This is a genomic window from Bacteroides sp. MSK.20.82 (genome assembly GCF_019052485.1).
GTDB classification, from domain to species: Bacteria; Bacteroidota; Bacteroidia; order Bacteroidales; family Bacteroidaceae; genus Bacteroides; species Bacteroides thetaiotaomicron.
Map to the genome: position 1 here is coordinate 1 of NZ_JAHQUN010000023.1, position 14,196 is coordinate 14,196.

Annotated in this window: 13 protein-coding genes, 2 tRNA genes and 3 pseudogenes; 8 read left to right on the plus strand and 10 right to left on the minus strand. The window is 38.6% G+C overall.

Annotated features, from left to right (window positions below):
* Positions 1 to 58: 58 nt before the first annotated feature.
* Positions 59 to 511 carry a hypothetical protein gene (locus KTR07_RS17390; protein WP_008762147.1) on the minus strand — a complete coding sequence of 151 codons (453 nt, stop codon included), beginning with the start codon at positions 509 to 511 and terminating at the stop codon, positions 59 to 61.
* Positions 512 to 697: a hypothetical protein gene (locus KTR07_RS17395; RefSeq protein WP_008762146.1), complete on the minus strand. Its 186-nt coding sequence runs from the start codon at positions 695 to 697 to the stop codon at positions 512 to 514.
* 99 nt (positions 698 to 796) lie between these two features.
* Here KTR07_RS17395 and KTR07_RS17400 point away from each other — a divergent pair, with 99 nt between their 5' ends.
* A complete protein-coding gene (locus KTR07_RS17400) occupies positions 797 to 1,528 on the plus strand; it encodes a bifunctional 2-polyprenyl-6-hydroxyphenol methylase/3-demethylubiquinol 3-O-methyltransferase UbiG (RefSeq protein ID WP_008762145.1) in 732 nt (243 codons plus the stop codon).
* 159 nt (positions 1,529 to 1,687) lie between these two features.
* Here the strand turns inward: KTR07_RS17400 and KTR07_RS17405 are convergent, their stop codons facing one another.
* Positions 1,688 to 2,290 carry a TlpA disulfide reductase family protein gene (locus tag KTR07_RS17405; RefSeq protein ID WP_011107875.1) on the minus strand — a complete coding sequence of 201 codons (603 nt, stop codon included), beginning with the start codon at positions 2,288 to 2,290 and terminating at the stop codon, positions 1,688 to 1,690.
* 101 nt (positions 2,291 to 2,391) lie between these two features.
* On the opposite strand from KTR07_RS17405, the gene KTR07_RS17410 reads away from it, so the two are divergent.
* Positions 2,392 to 2,465 (plus strand) — tRNA-Thr (locus KTR07_RS17410).
* An 84-nt stretch (positions 2,466 to 2,549) separates the two neighbouring features.
* Here the strand turns inward: KTR07_RS17410 and KTR07_RS28460 are convergent.
* A pseudogene (locus tag KTR07_RS28460) lies at positions 2,550 to 2,779 on the minus strand (EamA/RhaT family transporter); the annotation flags it as partial.
* 294 nt (positions 2,780 to 3,073) lie between these two features.
* Here KTR07_RS28460 and KTR07_RS17415 point away from each other — a divergent pair.
* On the plus strand, positions 3,074 to 3,808 hold the full coding sequence (locus KTR07_RS17415; RefSeq protein ID WP_008762142.1) for a hypothetical protein: 735 nt from the start codon (positions 3,074 to 3,076) through the stop codon (positions 3,806 to 3,808).
* A 185-nt stretch (positions 3,809 to 3,993) separates the two neighbouring features.
* A complete protein-coding gene (locus KTR07_RS17420; protein ID WP_224200424.1) occupies positions 3,994 to 4,461 on the plus strand; it encodes a hypothetical protein in 468 nt (155 codons plus the stop codon).
* 51 nt (positions 4,462 to 4,512) lie between these two features.
* Here KTR07_RS17420 and KTR07_RS17425 read toward each other — a convergent pair whose 3' ends face one another.
* From KTR07_RS17425 to KTR07_RS17435, 3 genes and pseudogenes are all read right to left on the minus strand, one after another.
* The gene (locus tag KTR07_RS17425; protein WP_011107878.1) at positions 4,513 to 5,265 is read right to left on the minus strand and encodes an N-acetyltransferase; all 753 of its coding nucleotides are present in this window, start codon (positions 5,263 to 5,265) and stop codon (positions 4,513 to 4,515) included.
* Positions 5,266 to 5,353: 88 nt separating this feature from the next.
* Positions 5,354 to 5,824 carry a hypothetical protein gene (locus KTR07_RS17430; RefSeq protein WP_008762139.1) on the minus strand — a complete coding sequence of 157 codons (471 nt, stop codon included), beginning with the start codon at positions 5,822 to 5,824 and terminating at the stop codon, positions 5,354 to 5,356.
* 390 nt (positions 5,825 to 6,214) lie between these two features.
* Positions 6,215 to 6,415: pseudogene (locus KTR07_RS17435) on the minus strand (hypothetical protein); the annotation flags it as partial.
* Positions 6,416 to 6,958: 543 nt separating this feature from the next.
* Here KTR07_RS17435 and KTR07_RS17440 point away from each other — a divergent pair.
* The 4 genes and pseudogenes from KTR07_RS17440 to KTR07_RS28780 all read left to right on the plus strand — a co-directional run.
* Positions 6,959 to 7,996, plus strand: coding sequence for a hypothetical protein (locus KTR07_RS17440; protein WP_011107880.1), 1,038 nt, complete (start codon positions 6,959 to 6,961; stop codon positions 7,994 to 7,996).
* Between the two features lie 20 nt (positions 7,997 to 8,016).
* Positions 8,017 to 10,749, plus strand: coding sequence for a hypothetical protein (locus KTR07_RS17445; protein WP_113748333.1), 2,733 nt, complete (start codon positions 8,017 to 8,019; stop codon positions 10,747 to 10,749).
* A 129-nt stretch (positions 10,750 to 10,878) separates the two neighbouring features.
* Positions 10,879 to 11,019 (plus strand): hypothetical protein, encoded by a 141-nt coding sequence (locus KTR07_RS17450; protein WP_176702566.1) that lies wholly within the window; start codon positions 10,879 to 10,881, stop codon positions 11,017 to 11,019.
* Positions 10,992 to 11,108, plus strand: a pseudogene (locus tag KTR07_RS28780) (Fic family protein); the annotation flags it as partial. The gene KTR07_RS17450 and the pseudogene KTR07_RS28780, both read left to right, overlap by 28 nt.
* 129 nt (positions 11,109 to 11,237) lie before the next feature.
* Here KTR07_RS28780 and KTR07_RS17455 read toward each other — a convergent pair.
* The 3 genes from KTR07_RS17455 to feoB form a co-directional block, all read right to left on the minus strand.
* Positions 11,238 to 11,309: transfer RNA gene (locus KTR07_RS17455), tRNA-Cys, on the minus strand.
* 51 nt (positions 11,310 to 11,360) lie between these two features.
* Entirely contained in the window at positions 11,361 to 11,576 is a 216-nt protein-coding gene (locus KTR07_RS17460; RefSeq protein ID WP_008762135.1) for a hypothetical protein, read from the minus strand.
* Positions 11,573 to 14,059: a ferrous iron transport protein B gene (gene feoB / locus KTR07_RS17465; RefSeq protein WP_008767925.1), complete on the minus strand. Its 2,487-nt coding sequence runs from the start codon at positions 14,057 to 14,059 to the stop codon at positions 11,573 to 11,575. The genes KTR07_RS17460 and feoB overlap by 4 nt, the downstream gene beginning before the upstream one ends.
* Positions 14,060 to 14,196 lie beyond the last annotated feature (137 nt).

A 14,196-nucleotide genomic window follows, 5' to 3' on the forward strand; every position in this document is an offset into this window, starting at 1 on the left:
CTTATAAAAAGAAGCGGGGCAGGATGATCATCCTGCCCCGCTTCTTTTTATAAGGTTGTTAGCTATTCATGACATAACACATCCCCAAAATGCTTGAAATAATGAAAAAACATCCGGGAATAAATAAACGAACAAACAATCTTGTCAATTGCATTTTTTGCTCGACAAACATTGCATCATTATCCAAATTATACCAAACCGTAACTTTATCACCTATATGAAAATCTTTCGGGTAATATGAAAATTGTGTGATATCCTCCACAATAATATTGGGATTGATAGACCGACAGCATTTTTCACCCTCTCCTTCTAATGTAAATTCAACAGACGGGCGCATAAGAAGCTTTCCATCCTTCACATAAGTATCAACATCCACTACTATTCCATCTATCTTCTTAATGTATTTCGTTTCGACTCTCTTGATTAAAAGACAAAACATCCTCATCTTAATGATCAAACCAAGTCCATGGCCAGCCAGCAAAAGTGCTAGTATACAAACAATTGTTCCCATTTATTTTTTATGTCGGTTAGCTCTCTTTTTCCGAATATCCGCTTTCATCTTCGCGGCTCCGGAACCATGTTGTCCACGAATATAAGTCGCTTTCTTCGCTTTCGTCTTCACTTTCTCCTCCTCCTGGGGCTTATCTTTCTTACCTTTAAAGACGATTCCACCCATGATTGCATCTTCTATACTCATATATATTATATTGTTAGCATTCACATTTCTGATGCAAAGATAAGCCTTTTCTACGGAATTGTTTATCTTTGGCGGATAAAACAATACATAATCACCAAAATGGCAACAATAACCCTTTCCGCAGAAAAGGACCCGATGGGAGCTGCAATCTCCGATTATTTCAATCATCACAGAGCTGACCGCTTGCGAGTATTCTCTTCTCAATTCGAAGAAGATGAAATCCCCGTTAAGGAATTATTCCGAAGTATACAGTCCATGCCAGTTCTCGAACGCACTGCTCTGCAAATGGCTACGGGAAGAATATTAGATGTAGGAGCCGGAAGCGGCTGCCACGCATTGGCACTTCAAGAAATGGGAAAAGAAGTTTGCGCCATTGACATCTCTCCGCTTTCCAACGAAGTAATGAAACAACGCGGCGTAAAAGATTCCCGCCTCATCAATCTCTTTGACGAAACATTCACCGAAACATTCGATACGGTTCTGATGCTGATGAATGGTTCGGGCATCATAGGAACACTAAATAATATGCCTGCCTTCTTCCAACGGATGAAACGTATCCTACGCCCTGGCGGATGTATTCTGATGGATTCAAGTGATCTGCGCTATCTTTTCGAAGAAGAAGACGGTAGCATGCTTATCGATCTGGCAGGCGATTATTATGGAGAAGTAGATTTCCAGATGCAATACAAGGATGTAAAAGGAGATACATTCGACTGGCTATATATCGATTTTCAGACTCTTAGCCTATACGCCTCCGAATGTGGATTCAAAGCGGAATTAATCAAAGAAGGAAAACATTATGACTATCTGGCAAAGCTGAGCCTTGCCTGACAGCGTATTATTTTAATCAGAAAAAGCCCTATTCAGGATAGTGACACTATCACATCAGAATAGTGTAACCATACTAACGATATAGTGTCACCATCCCAGTATGATAGTGACACTATATTTATTGTGCCCGCATCCGGTTCAGAGACCGGCAATAAGCACTTATTTCAGCATTTCATTGATCTGCTGAACCAGTGAAGCGAACTCTTCTTCATTATACAGACGAGTCAGTTTTACAATCTTTCCTTCCCGGTCTATCAGCACATTCCGTGTGATTCCGGCATCACGCAATGCATATTTTGCAAAAATATCAGCTCCCGGATCCAGTCCCAGCGGGTAAGTCACTCCGGTAGACTTTGCGAAGGCAAGCACTTTTTCAAGCGGTTCGTCACGGTCTATTCCAATCAGTGCAAAGTCTGCATTATCCTTATGCTTCAGCCAAATGTCTTTTTCTATAAAAGGCATTTCCTTACGGCATACTCCGCACCAACTTGCTGTAAACTGCAACATGACAACCTTCCCACGAAGAGATGACAAAGTCACTTGTTTGCCATCCGTCAATGTAATCGTAAAATCAGGGGCCATCTCCCCTATTCTGACAATATATCCTGTACTATCAGCCTGTGCCGACGTCGCTTCAGCAGTCACTTTCACTGCGTCGGAAGCACTTTCAGTAGCTTCTGCTCCTTTCTTCTGGCCTGAACAAGCCAGTAAACTAACGGCTAATAAAGCCACACCACATACATTCATAATTTTCTTTTTCATCTTCTTGCAATCATTAGTGAGACTGCAAATATAAAAAAAGTACACGATGTATTTGCATTTTTAAAATAAATTCGTACCTTTGCATCCGCAAAACAGAAAACGCCTCTTTAGCTCAGTTGGCCAGAGCACGTGATTTGTAATCTCGGGGTCGTTGGTTCGAATCCGACAAGAGGCTCTCCTCAAAATTCAAATGCCGCTATATGCGGCATTTTTTATATCCTTTTCATTCGATGTTCACGAAACACAACCATGCTTACCCCCTCAACAGGCTCAAAGCAAACACAACTGCCAAATCCTTTCTTTTCAACCGAAAGTCACAGCCGGAAAATAATCCGAATATGATTAACACTACCGAAGCTATCCCCCAACGATAAGAAAGTATTTCGAAAGCTGAAAAACCGATCAGCAATAAAGTGATGAAAAAAACGGAGCCAGCCCAAAAGTGGAAGAGGAAACCGACGCATATAGTATGCCTTTGATACGATTCATGAATATATTCGACTAAAATCCGATATTTATGACTGCAAAGATATAAATATAAATCCAAGAAGATATCAAACAAGAAGAATAATAGATTTGCAGATAAAAAACCTTCCATTTATTATTTGTTTTTAAATAAAAGAATGTATTTTTGAATCCAAATATATAGCTAATATTATTATATATATCATTAATATACTATGAATCAATATTTTAATATTAAATTTTATATATAAATTTATATCTTATAAAACAAACACTATTTTCAAGAAGCAATAAATAACCAATTAAAAAACAAAGATTATGGCATTATTTGTAAATCCCGGCAAAGATTGGGAAAAGAACATGAGTGAAGAAGACATCGCACAAATGGAATCACAAGGTTATGATGTAACAGAACTACGCGCCAAACGCGCAAAATCTGCAGAGGAAGAAGAAAAAGAGCGCCTCCGCGAAAAAGAAGAGCGGGAAAACTTCAAGAATCCAACTAACCTGAACAAACTCGCCCCTTACCTGCAGACACCACGTGACATGAGCACTTCTTTTTTCAAAGCTATGGCAGGCAGCGCCCCCTGGCTATTCAAAGATCGTTGGAAAAGAAAATATACCGAGGCTCCTATTGTTTATGCCGCGGTAGTGCAAGCTAATACCGCCCTATGGATGCCCGGTAATAACGATTATTATCCTGCCGTATTTGTTTTTGCACTTGATCAAAAACACATTCACGACACCGAATGGCTAAAACAAATAGCAGAAGAAATAAATGTATTGCAAGATGCCGACCAAATCCCCGGTGATTGCCGCAAACTAATACAGACATTACGCGATGATACCAGCGAATTCTGTTTTCGTATCGGCAAAAGTGTATGTGGTGACGCCAACGCATGGTGTGCCACCTATAAATTCGACAAACAGACAGCACTGCCACGCAAGGCTTTACCATCCGATGGCATCGTCCCTTTTCTATTAAAGTCCGCCCCGGTAGAAAATCAATTTGTTGATTTCAAACTAATCCCGACTGAATTTTATATCGGCTAAAAATAGATAAGCAGAAATAGGCAAACCGAAAGTAAACAATATTTTTTTCATCATTTATAATTATATCTCACATAAGGAATATGCATGCATACATTATCCAACAACTAATAAGAATTATATTGTTTATCACTATCAGTTTGCCTATAGGACTAAAAAGTTTTGCCCAAGAAACAAAACGTTTCTATATGGAACTGGACACTCCCCGCAATGGAGCCAAAGCAGGACAAGAGCTTGAATTAAAATACATCAGCACAGCCGATTTCGATTCTGTATCTCCACCCGACTTCGGAACGCTTATAGAAACAGTTGAAGGAGCAACACCACACAAAGCCGGTCATACAGTAAAAAACGGCATATTGACAAATATCTACGAGCAGGGATTCAGCTACCGCATACGTTTCAAGAAGCCAGGAAACACCAAACTACCTCTGGCATCCATCAAGGCAAACGGAAAGGAATACGAAACACCTCTGACCAGTGTATGGGTACATCCGGTCGATACCAATATCGACAGTGTAAAATGCAGCATTCAGCTGGAGGATTCTTATCGCAAAGGAGTTTTCACTGCCATCGTGATCTGTCTCTTAATCGCCTGGTTATTGATCCGCTTATCGTTTCAGAAACAAAAAAAAATAAAGAGACAGGATAAATAAAACAGAGAATAACCCTATCTCATTAATCCATCATTATCTGCATCTGCTTATTTATTTTTTAAGTATTCTCTTTAAATGTTCGACATCTAAAAGTAAGTTCACTGTTTCAAAATTTCCTTTATAAAAAACGCCCCAGTTATTGAAAACACAAGGCAGGTCTTTCGCTTTTTGGAGTGTATCCACTTGAATTAAAGATACAGGAACGTTATTTGTATCACAATACTGTTTTACCATTTCAATCTTTTGATAAATATAAGGGCATTGCATATCATAATAAATAGTCAGATCTTCGCTTTCAATTTTCATTTTTTTCGCGTTTTGCGCAAATTTCGGCATTGTCCCGTCAAAAGAAAGTGCAAGCAGTTCATATCCATTATCAGTCGCATCAACAACTTCAAAACCGAATTTCTTCGCAAACGATTGGTCAGAAAGCCAGTTCTTCCGCTTCTTTGAGCCAAGCATACAAACACCGGATTTGCCTTTTTCTTTGGCGTCTGTCAGGCAATATTCCATCAAAGCTCTTCCATACCCATTCCCCTTAGGACTTCCTAAGACCCATAAGCAATACAGATAATAATAGTTATCACCAATGATGGGAACCCAAGCTGTCTCAAGAGGTGCATACTCAATAAAAACCGTAGCTTTTGCATTTAGCTTTCTAAAAACATGACCTTCATTTAGTCTGTCGGAAAGCCATTGCCGCTTCGCGTCAATACCTGCATGAGGCTTTTTACTGCGAATAATGCAGCATAGATGCTCATCACTGAGGTTTTCCTTTGTTAAGTTTACAAAATCTGTATTCATATACGCATTCGTTTTAAATTAGATATCATCAATCAACCGATCTTAACGGTGCACTCTGCCATTTTGGCTGAATATAATAGTTATAGTTTCATAAGAGATAGTGATTTAGTATTAAAATCCTCTTTAAATCTTTCTCTCTGCCAAAAAGAGATAAGATTCTTTTTTGCTCTTCTATAGTTGGTATCTTGATAATTAAATTCCCAATGAATATTTCCTCATATTCTTTTACACAAACAGACTGCCAAATATCGTTTTTCTTAATTTGAAGATCCCCCATGACCTCAATATCCATTAAAGGAAGTTTGAATCTGGCAAAATTAGAACGAAACAAATCATCCTCTTTTGTTTCCGGAGATATTTCCATATATGTTTTTAGCAAGTGTTGCAATTTGCATGAATTCATTTCGGTAGTCAAAATATCGATATCAGCAGTTTCTCCGACCTCTATACCTGATAAAATCATAGCAGATGCACCTATAACATAAAAATCAGGACTTATTTCCTGTAATTCAACAGTTATACTTGCAAGACTCTGAGTTATCTTATCTTTAATTTTCATATCTCCAATAATATATAACAAAAATACAAAATATATTTCAGAAAGGTAAAAGAACAGGCTTTAATAATACCATTAATGAATGTAATGAGAGCAACTATCGACAAAATTCCTCTTTTTCTATGTAGCTCCTCCTGCAAATTTCATCAATCGCCTTATTATAACAACTACAAGGTTCAGTACTACGATATTCCAATGTCAGGGCTTGATAAAAAATATTAAGAGATTGGTCGCTTCCTATCCTTGGTTGCATAATCTTTACGCATTTTAATTCTAAATATTGCCTCCATATTAGCAAATCCTTATTTTTCCCTAGCAAACTTTTGACACCTCAACAGCATAAACAGTATTTATGGGATAATTTTAGAAAAGCTGAAACGAGTAAGCAAAGAATTATTCTATTTCCTTAATTCGTTCAATCTGTCTATCCAGAAAATAATCAGTATATAGGCTGTAGTCTTCCATTTCATAAAACGCTATCAGTCCTTTTCTGTAATTCAGTATATCCGAATCTTTGACAGGATATACGGGAATGATGCCAACATTCATCAAAGAAATACTTTCTATCATTCTTGCAGTCCGTTTGTCCCCGTTTGAAAATCTCATCAAACGACAACTGAAAGGCCATGACATACATCAAACATCATCCCGGCCGGATTGCACTCATTTTGCTAAATACAGGAAGCGATCTATAGCTTATTGTCGAAGATATGTTACAAGAGAATGTATATATCCTGTGATCTGGTGAAGCGGAAGCTCAGGAACCGGGTTATAGTAGACAGATTGGAACTAAAGCTATGTACACACTGCGAGAAAACTCTTCCGTTACACCGGTTTTACGCTGGCAGGATATATATGGTCAATTTTAAACATTATAGTAATGCCATGAGGAATAGATATGGATACAATAAGAGCAATTGAAGGAGAGTTATCGATACAAAACTTCAAGAAGATATTAAACATATATAAATAAGACAGGATTATTTTTTTTACGTCATTTTTTTATCTATATTAAAGGTCAGAGAATAAACCAACAATTTTAAATACTTTAAAGAGATCCAAGCAAATAACAAAAACATATTTTACACAACGCCTTAAAGTCCGAAAAATAGTAACATTATTTAAAATCCAGTAGTTATGAAAACAATTAATTATTTTTCCGGCTCATTGCTTGCATTATTATTTTATGCACTATTTGCTGCATGTAATAATGATTTGCAAACTATTGCTGTCACTGAAATAAAAGGAATAGAACAAACTCTCTTAAACGAAAGCAATACTTTAATAAGTTCAGATGTAGCAACAGATAGTACTATGCTTGGTAAAGACAACACAATATCCAACTCAACGTCTGCTACTAATGCATTCTTCACTAAACAAGAATATGAAGAGGGGATGGATTGGTGGAAAGATAGAGAAGGTGCGCTACCTGCTCTATATGAATATCAGGTATCCTGTCGTGATTTTCCTTCTGGACATGGTCCTGATACTTGCATATATTATATGACCATTATTTGGACTTGTTATCCTCCTATTACAGAAGCTAATTGGATGGATTATCAATATATGCAAGTACAACATAGGCTAATAAGTGGTACTACTGCATTTCCTTGGCGTTATTTAGGTGAAGGGGGCCCGGGGAATTATAATTATGGAATAGTGAAAGTCAATGGATTTCAAGATCCTATGGATTTAAATGCTACACATTTGCCTACTAGAGTTCAGTTTAGATATAGATTGTTGCATAAAGATTTCCCAGGGAAAGCAGATAAAAGTATTAATGATAAAGAAAAATGGTACAATAAAAACCTTGCAACTGGATGGCATTATAAAGATTACAATCAGCCAACTTATAATAACCCTTATGGTTATAATTCACAGGATTTCAACAATATGGAATCACTAAAATTCATAATTAATGATCCTAAGTGTGGCTCATCTTTTTCTGTAAGAGTGCTTGTTGATGGATATTTAGTTTTTCCCCAATTAGTAGGCGGAAGATATGAAGTTACTGTTCCAAAATTTAGGAAGACTGGAGAATATCTCATAACAGCTGAATACGCAGGCAATGTTTCGGAAGAATTTAAAACTGCAGTGCGACACGGTATCTATCAAAAATATACAAGCAAAGAAATTTATATCATGTTTAGTTGCAATGAGTTTAGCTATGATTAACAACCTTACATGTCACAATAATGAAACGAATACTTTTAATTCTATTTTGCAGTCTACATAGCATTTTGTTTCTCCGTTCACAAAACGCTAGCAGCGACATCATCTTCAAACAGTTCTTCGATAATGCCGTTGCTTTTGCTGACACATACCCACGTGAGAAGGTATACTTGCATTTTGATAATAGTAGTTATTATGTAGGAGATACTATATGGTTTAAAGCCTACACGGTATATGCTGAGAACAATATGCCAAGCACCATCAGCAAACCCCTTTATGTAGAAATGCTCGACCAGACAGGGCATATTACCCAACGCCAAATCATTGAATTGAATAGCGGTGAAGGACATGGACAGATAATCCTGAATGAAAGTACCATGTCCGGCTATTATGAAATCAGAGCTTACACCCGTTGGATGCTCGCATTCAGCGAACCTTCTTACTTCTCACGTACATTCCCGATCTATCAGTCTGCACAAGAAGAAAGACCAGAACGGAGGATTTCGACCTATAATCTGAATCCTTCCATGAAACAGCGACCGAAAAATGTGACAGATAAACTTGCTATCCAATTCTTTCCCGAAGGAGGAACACTCGTGAAAGGCATCTCTTCTCGTGTGGCATTTAAAGCTGAAAGTAGAGAAGATGGTAATGTTATCCTTGAAGGTGCCATTTATACGAAAGACGGGGAAAAGCTGACAGAAATAAAAACCCTACATGACGGAATGGGAATATTCACTTATACACCCGAAGAAAAACCAGCAGTAGCTAAAGTAACTTATAAAGAAAAAGAATATAAATTCAATCTACCGGACGCCCTTTCCGCCGGATATGTATTGAACGTGAATAATTCAAGCGGAGCTATTGTAGGTAACGTATTGAGCAATGAGAATACCCCGGATGCAGACATTGTAGCATTCATAAGTCATGAAGGTCGCCCCTATTCGTATTGGATACTACGAATGAGATCAGGTGGAAATCAAACTTTCTTACTTAAAACGCGCGATCTTCCCGGAGGCATATACCAAGTCAGTCTACTAGACAAAACCGGGAATATGCTGTGCGAACGATTTACATTTGTGCAACCCAATAAATTGAATTCAATACAATTAAATGGAATTAAAGACATTTACCGGCCTTTCGAACCAATTCGCTGCGAAATACAAGTAACAGATCAAAAAGGAAATCCTTTACAAGGTTCTTTATCCATATCAGTAAGAGATGCTATACGTTCGGATTATGCAGAATATGATAATAATATATTTACAGATATGTTATTAACATCCGGTTTAAAAGGATATATTGATAAACCGGGGTATTATTTTGCAGATATTACACTTCGCAAATTGCAAGAACTTGATGTTTTGCTCATGGTTCACGGTTGGCGTCAATATGACTTATCACAACTTATTTCCGGTAAAAATGAAAAGCTACTTCAACAGTCAGCTGAAAAAGAGTTGTTACTACAAGGACAGATTCGTTCTTCTCTATTAAAAAAAGAAATGAAAGATATGGAGGTAAGCGTCATGGCTAAAGTGGACAATACATTTGTAGCAGGAAATACGTTTACAGATGAAAACGGCAAATTTCAACTTCCGGTTACTAGTTTTGAAGGAGAAGTAGAAGCGGTATTCCAGATACGCTGTAGGGGATCTAAACATAAGAAAGATGCTTCTGTTATGCTCGACCGTAACTTCGCCCCTACCCCACGCGCCTTCAGCTATGAAGAAGAACATCCACAGTGGATGGACAAAAACTCATGGATCACCCTTTCCAACCGTATAGACTCGCTATATGTAGATTCTATTAGCAAAACTAACAACACCTATTTATTGAGCGAAGTGGAAATAGCAAAAAAAAGAAAAAATAAGAACATCACTACTCAAGTATTCGAGAAAAGCGTAGACGCATACTATGATGTAACGCGATTGGTTGATGAATTACGCGATCAGGGAATAGTAATTAATACTATACCTGACTTGCTTAGTAAAGTGAATCCTAACTTTTCATACGATGTGCAAGACGGAAGCTCACGATATAAAGAGAAAACAATCTGTCTCATTGTTGGCAAACAAGTACTTGATACTTTAACTGCTTGGACATTGTGGAATGAGATAGATGGTATAAAACAGATTATGATATGCGAAGGAAGCAATTCGTATACTAATGAAGTGCTTAATTCAATACACGGTTCAAATATGACAAAAGGACAAAATGTAAAAGACATGATGACAGCAATGAATCCCCCACGTACCTTTGATGACAGTTTCTATCTTTATGGAGATGCTGCAAAGAAAAAAATATCGTTAGACGATACTGAAAAGGCCAAATCAGAACCCCTTTTTAGAAAGAAATCATCAGGAATCAACAATAATGTAAACGTCAATATCGATTTTTCAAGATTCGGACAATATGCTTTATTCTACATAACTCCGCATTTTGACTCCAATTATAGCAGATTAACGCAAAAGTCAATGAAGGCTGCCCATGGAACACGTCGTACAATAATCCAAGGATATTCTCGCCCATTAGCTTTCTATTCTCCTGTCTACAAAGACAAAATACCGACTGCAAATGTCAACCATCGTCGCCGTACACTTTATTGGAATCCTACTATACAAACTGACAAAAATGGTAAAATTAGCATAGAATGTCAGAACGGTATGTATGCCAATCCGGTCATTATCCACGCAGAAATGCTGAAAGGTGGAATCCCATGCAGTATTACGATTATTGGAGAGAAGAAAAAAAAATAAACCAGTAAATATCTCCAATGTCCCTTTTAGGATTTCAATTTAGATGAAATACCGCCATTTCCGACAAATTCCGCTAATGATGTCAAGGGTCGGTCAAGGATAAAAACAATAGTGAGACAATTGGAATACATGAAACAGATATTTAATGAAGAACAAATAAATAAAGCTGCATTCATCATCGAAAGCCCTTTATCAAAGCTTTCTGAGCTTTATCATAGCGAAGTTAAGAATCTTGCTATTTTAATGTCTTGGACTACAAGAAAGGATTAATATCTTTTTGCGAAACTGGAGAATATTCTCTTTATACTGATTACTTCTTGAATAAACAAATCGAAAGAATAAAAGAAATAGAAGAATAAAAAACAGCCTTCCTCTCAAAACACCATCCTTATATCATGGTATTAACCAAAAGCTGGGAACAAAGTGGGAACATTTTGGATTAAGAGAAAAGAAAAACCCTCTCAGAGATCATCTGAAAGGGTTTTATGAGGTTCCTGGCGGATTCGAACCGCCGTACACGGTTTTGCAGACCGCTGACTAAGCCACTCATCCAAGGAACCATTTTTTCTCGTTTGCGGTTGCAAAGGTAGTACAAATTTTGAAACTACCAACTATCCGCAGCAATTTTTCTTTGTACTTTTTTTCTTTACACCGCACTCTTGACGTTTCTTCTCCATCATATCCTTTAAATCACAGCCACTTACGCAGCTATCACAAGGATTCTCACTTTCTCGCGTACGACGAAAAAAAAGATAAATTCCATATATTACACGGGCAATGCAGAGTACAATCAGTACTCCGACTACCCATTCCTGCCAATTATTCATACAAACATTCCTCCAATCTGATAAACTGAAAATGCCACCAACCAGGCCAGCCCTGTGGTATAGCAAGCTGCAAAGAGCGCCCACTTCCAACTGCCGGACTCTTGCTTAATAGCCGCCAATGCCGCAATACAAGGGAAGTAAATCAGCACAAACAGCATATAACAGAACGCCACTAAAGGAGTTATCGGAATCCGTTCCGCCAGGCTAGCCTCATCGGCCTCCGGATCATCCACATACAAAACACCCAGCGTACTAACGACCAGCTCTTTTGCCCCTACTCCGGAAATCAAACCGATACCCAACTTCCAGTCAAAGCCCATCGGCTTTATCACCGGCTCTATAGCCCGTCCTAACTGACCGATATAAGAATTTTCCTGTTGTTCAGCTACTGTCTCATACGCCTCATGGTTCGGATAATATCCGAGGAACCAGATGATAATAGAAGCAATCATAATAATCCCTCCCATTTTTTTCAGATACTGCGCTCCCTTCTCCCATGTATGACGGAATATGGATTTTGCCGTCGGCATTCGATAAGGAGGAAGCTCCATCACAAAAGGAGTATCATCACCCTTTACCAAAAACTTGCTGAACAGACGCGCCAACAGCACAGCCAGAAAAATTCCGATCGCATAAATACTTAACAACACCAAACTCGCATTGTTCGGGAAAAAAGCCCCTACCAACAAAAGATAAATGGGCAGACGCGCGCTACAAGACATCAACGGGTTAATCAACATCGTAATCAAACGGCTTTTCCGGTTCTCAATAGTACGGGAAGCCATGATAGCAGGCACATTACAACCGAATCCCATAATCAACGGAATAAACGATTTTCCATGCAAGCCCATCTTATGCATAATTTTATCCATTATAAACGCTGCACGGGCCATATAACCGGAGTCTTCCATCAGCGAAATACAGAAATACAGAATCAGAATATTGGGCAGAAAGACGATAACACCACCTACACCGCCTACGATACCGTCAACCAGCATATCCTTCAACGGCCCCTCCGACATGTTATTGCGAATCAAGTCACCGATTTGCCCCACCAGCCATTCAATTCCCATCATCGGATATTCTCCGAGAACAAACGTTCCCTCAAACATCAAGTACATGAAAAGGAAAAAGATAGGATACCCCCAGATACGATGAGTAACGATAGCATCCAGCACCTTCGTCGTCTGCGCCTGCTCCAGATGATTGTCAGTAAATGTCTCTTTCAGCGCACCACTGATAAAACCGTATTTGGCATCCGTTATGGCGGATTCGCAATCCTCGTTCATCGTTTCCTGAACGCGCTTGGCCATCTTGTCGCGAATACGGAAAATCTCTCCCGCATTGGGCAGCGTCCGTACAAAGCTCTCTATATCGGGATCGTTTTCCAACAACTTGATAGACAGAAAGCGGGTAGAATATTTATGGCGGATAAATTCATTCTTGGATACTTCCTCTTTTACAGCGTCAATCGCTTTTTCCAGATCGGGACCATGATTGATATGGATATGACGGAATACACGCCCTTTCCTTTTATGTTCGCGCACGTAATCCTCCAGATGTTCTTCCTCATGGTTCTTCCGGTCTTCCAGAGAATCATGCCATTCGGTCAAGTCTTTCAGAACTTCCGGATTCATATTTCCCTGCTTGTCAAAGAAATCGACCCCTTCATAAAGGTTGATTACTACATGAAACAAGGTATCCAGTCCACGATTCTTCTTGCTGACAGTAGGCACCATCGGCACCCCGAACAATTTACTCAACAAATGATAATCCAATGTATTACCGCTGGATTCCAGCTCATCGTAAATATTCAAAGCCACTACCATGCGGACATTCATGTCAATCAGTTGGGTAGTCAGATACAGATTTCGTTCCAGATTTGAAGAATCGACTACATTGATGATTACGTCCGGTGTTTCATCAACAATGTGACGGCGGACATAAATTTCTTCCGGTGTATAAGCTGACAGTGAATACGTTCCCGGCAAATCGACAATACGGAAATGATAACCTTCGAAATCGAAATACCCTTCTTTGGCATCTACGGTCACACCGCTATAGTTTCCTACATGCTCATGAGCACCGGAAGCCAGATTGAAAAGAGAAGTCTTGCCTGAGTTCGGATTCCCGACCAGAGCAACGTTGATAGTACGGCGCTTACCTAACGCCAACCGTTTCATATCTTCTTCTTTTACAGAAACATCTTCGGGCAAACCTTCGTGATATACAGCTTTTTCGGCTTGTTTTTTTGCTTCTTCCTCGCTGACTACTTCAATCATTTCCGCTTCCTGACGACGAAGAGATATTTCATAACCTAAGACTTTATATTTAATCGGGTCTTTCAGTGGAGCATTCAACAACACTTCAACAGTTTTACCTTTGATAAAACCCATCTCCACAATACGTTTACGAAAGCCTCCGTGTCCCAAGACCTTAACGATGACACCTTTTTCACCTGTTCCTAATTCGGATAAACGCATAACTATCTAAATTTTCGGCAAAGATAATTCATAACTTCCGAGCACGCAAATTATTTAGAATGTTTTTAAATAGCAGGATTTTCGTATACTGACGGTATCTAAATAAATCCATCAAAAGTCCAAGCCACAACAGGTAA

Coding starts and splice junctions, on each gene's coding strand:
- KTR07_RS17390 (WP_008762147.1), bottom strand. CDS start 511: ATGGGAACAATTGTTTGTATACTAGCACTTTTGCTGGCTGGCCATGGA.
- KTR07_RS17395 (WP_008762146.1), bottom strand. CDS start 697: ATGAGTATAGAAGATGCAATCATGGGTGGAATCGTCTTTAAAGGTAAG.
- KTR07_RS17400 (WP_008762145.1), top strand. CDS start 797: ATGGCAACAATAACCCTTTCCGCAGAAAAGGACCCGATGGGAGCTGCA.
- KTR07_RS17405 (WP_011107875.1), bottom strand. CDS start 2,290: ATGAAAAAGAAAATTATGAATGTATGTGGTGTGGCTTTATTAGCCGTT.
- KTR07_RS17415 (WP_008762142.1), top strand. CDS start 3,074: ATGGCATTATTTGTAAATCCCGGCAAAGATTGGGAAAAGAACATGAGT.
- KTR07_RS17420 (WP_224200424.1), top strand. CDS start 3,994: ATGGAACTGGACACTCCCCGCAATGGAGCCAAAGCAGGACAAGAGCTT.
- KTR07_RS17425 (WP_011107878.1), bottom strand. CDS start 5,265: ATGAATACAGATTTTGTAAACTTAACAAAGGAAAACCTCAGTGATGAG.
- KTR07_RS17430 (WP_008762139.1), bottom strand. CDS start 5,824: ATGAAAATTAAAGATAAGATAACTCAGAGTCTTGCAAGTATAACTGTT.
- KTR07_RS17440 (WP_011107880.1), top strand. CDS start 6,959: ATGAAAACAATTAATTATTTTTCCGGCTCATTGCTTGCATTATTATTT.
- KTR07_RS17445 (WP_113748333.1), top strand. CDS start 8,017: ATGAAACGAATACTTTTAATTCTATTTTGCAGTCTACATAGCATTTTG.
- KTR07_RS17450 (WP_176702566.1), top strand. CDS start 10,879: ATGAAACAGATATTTAATGAAGAACAAATAAATAAAGCTGCATTCATC.
- KTR07_RS17460 (WP_008762135.1), bottom strand. CDS start 11,576: ATGAATAATTGGCAGGAATGGGTAGTCGGAGTACTGATTGTACTCTGC.
- feoB (WP_008767925.1), bottom strand. CDS start 14,059: ATGCGTTTATCCGAATTAGGAACAGGTGAAAAAGGTGTCATCGTTAAG.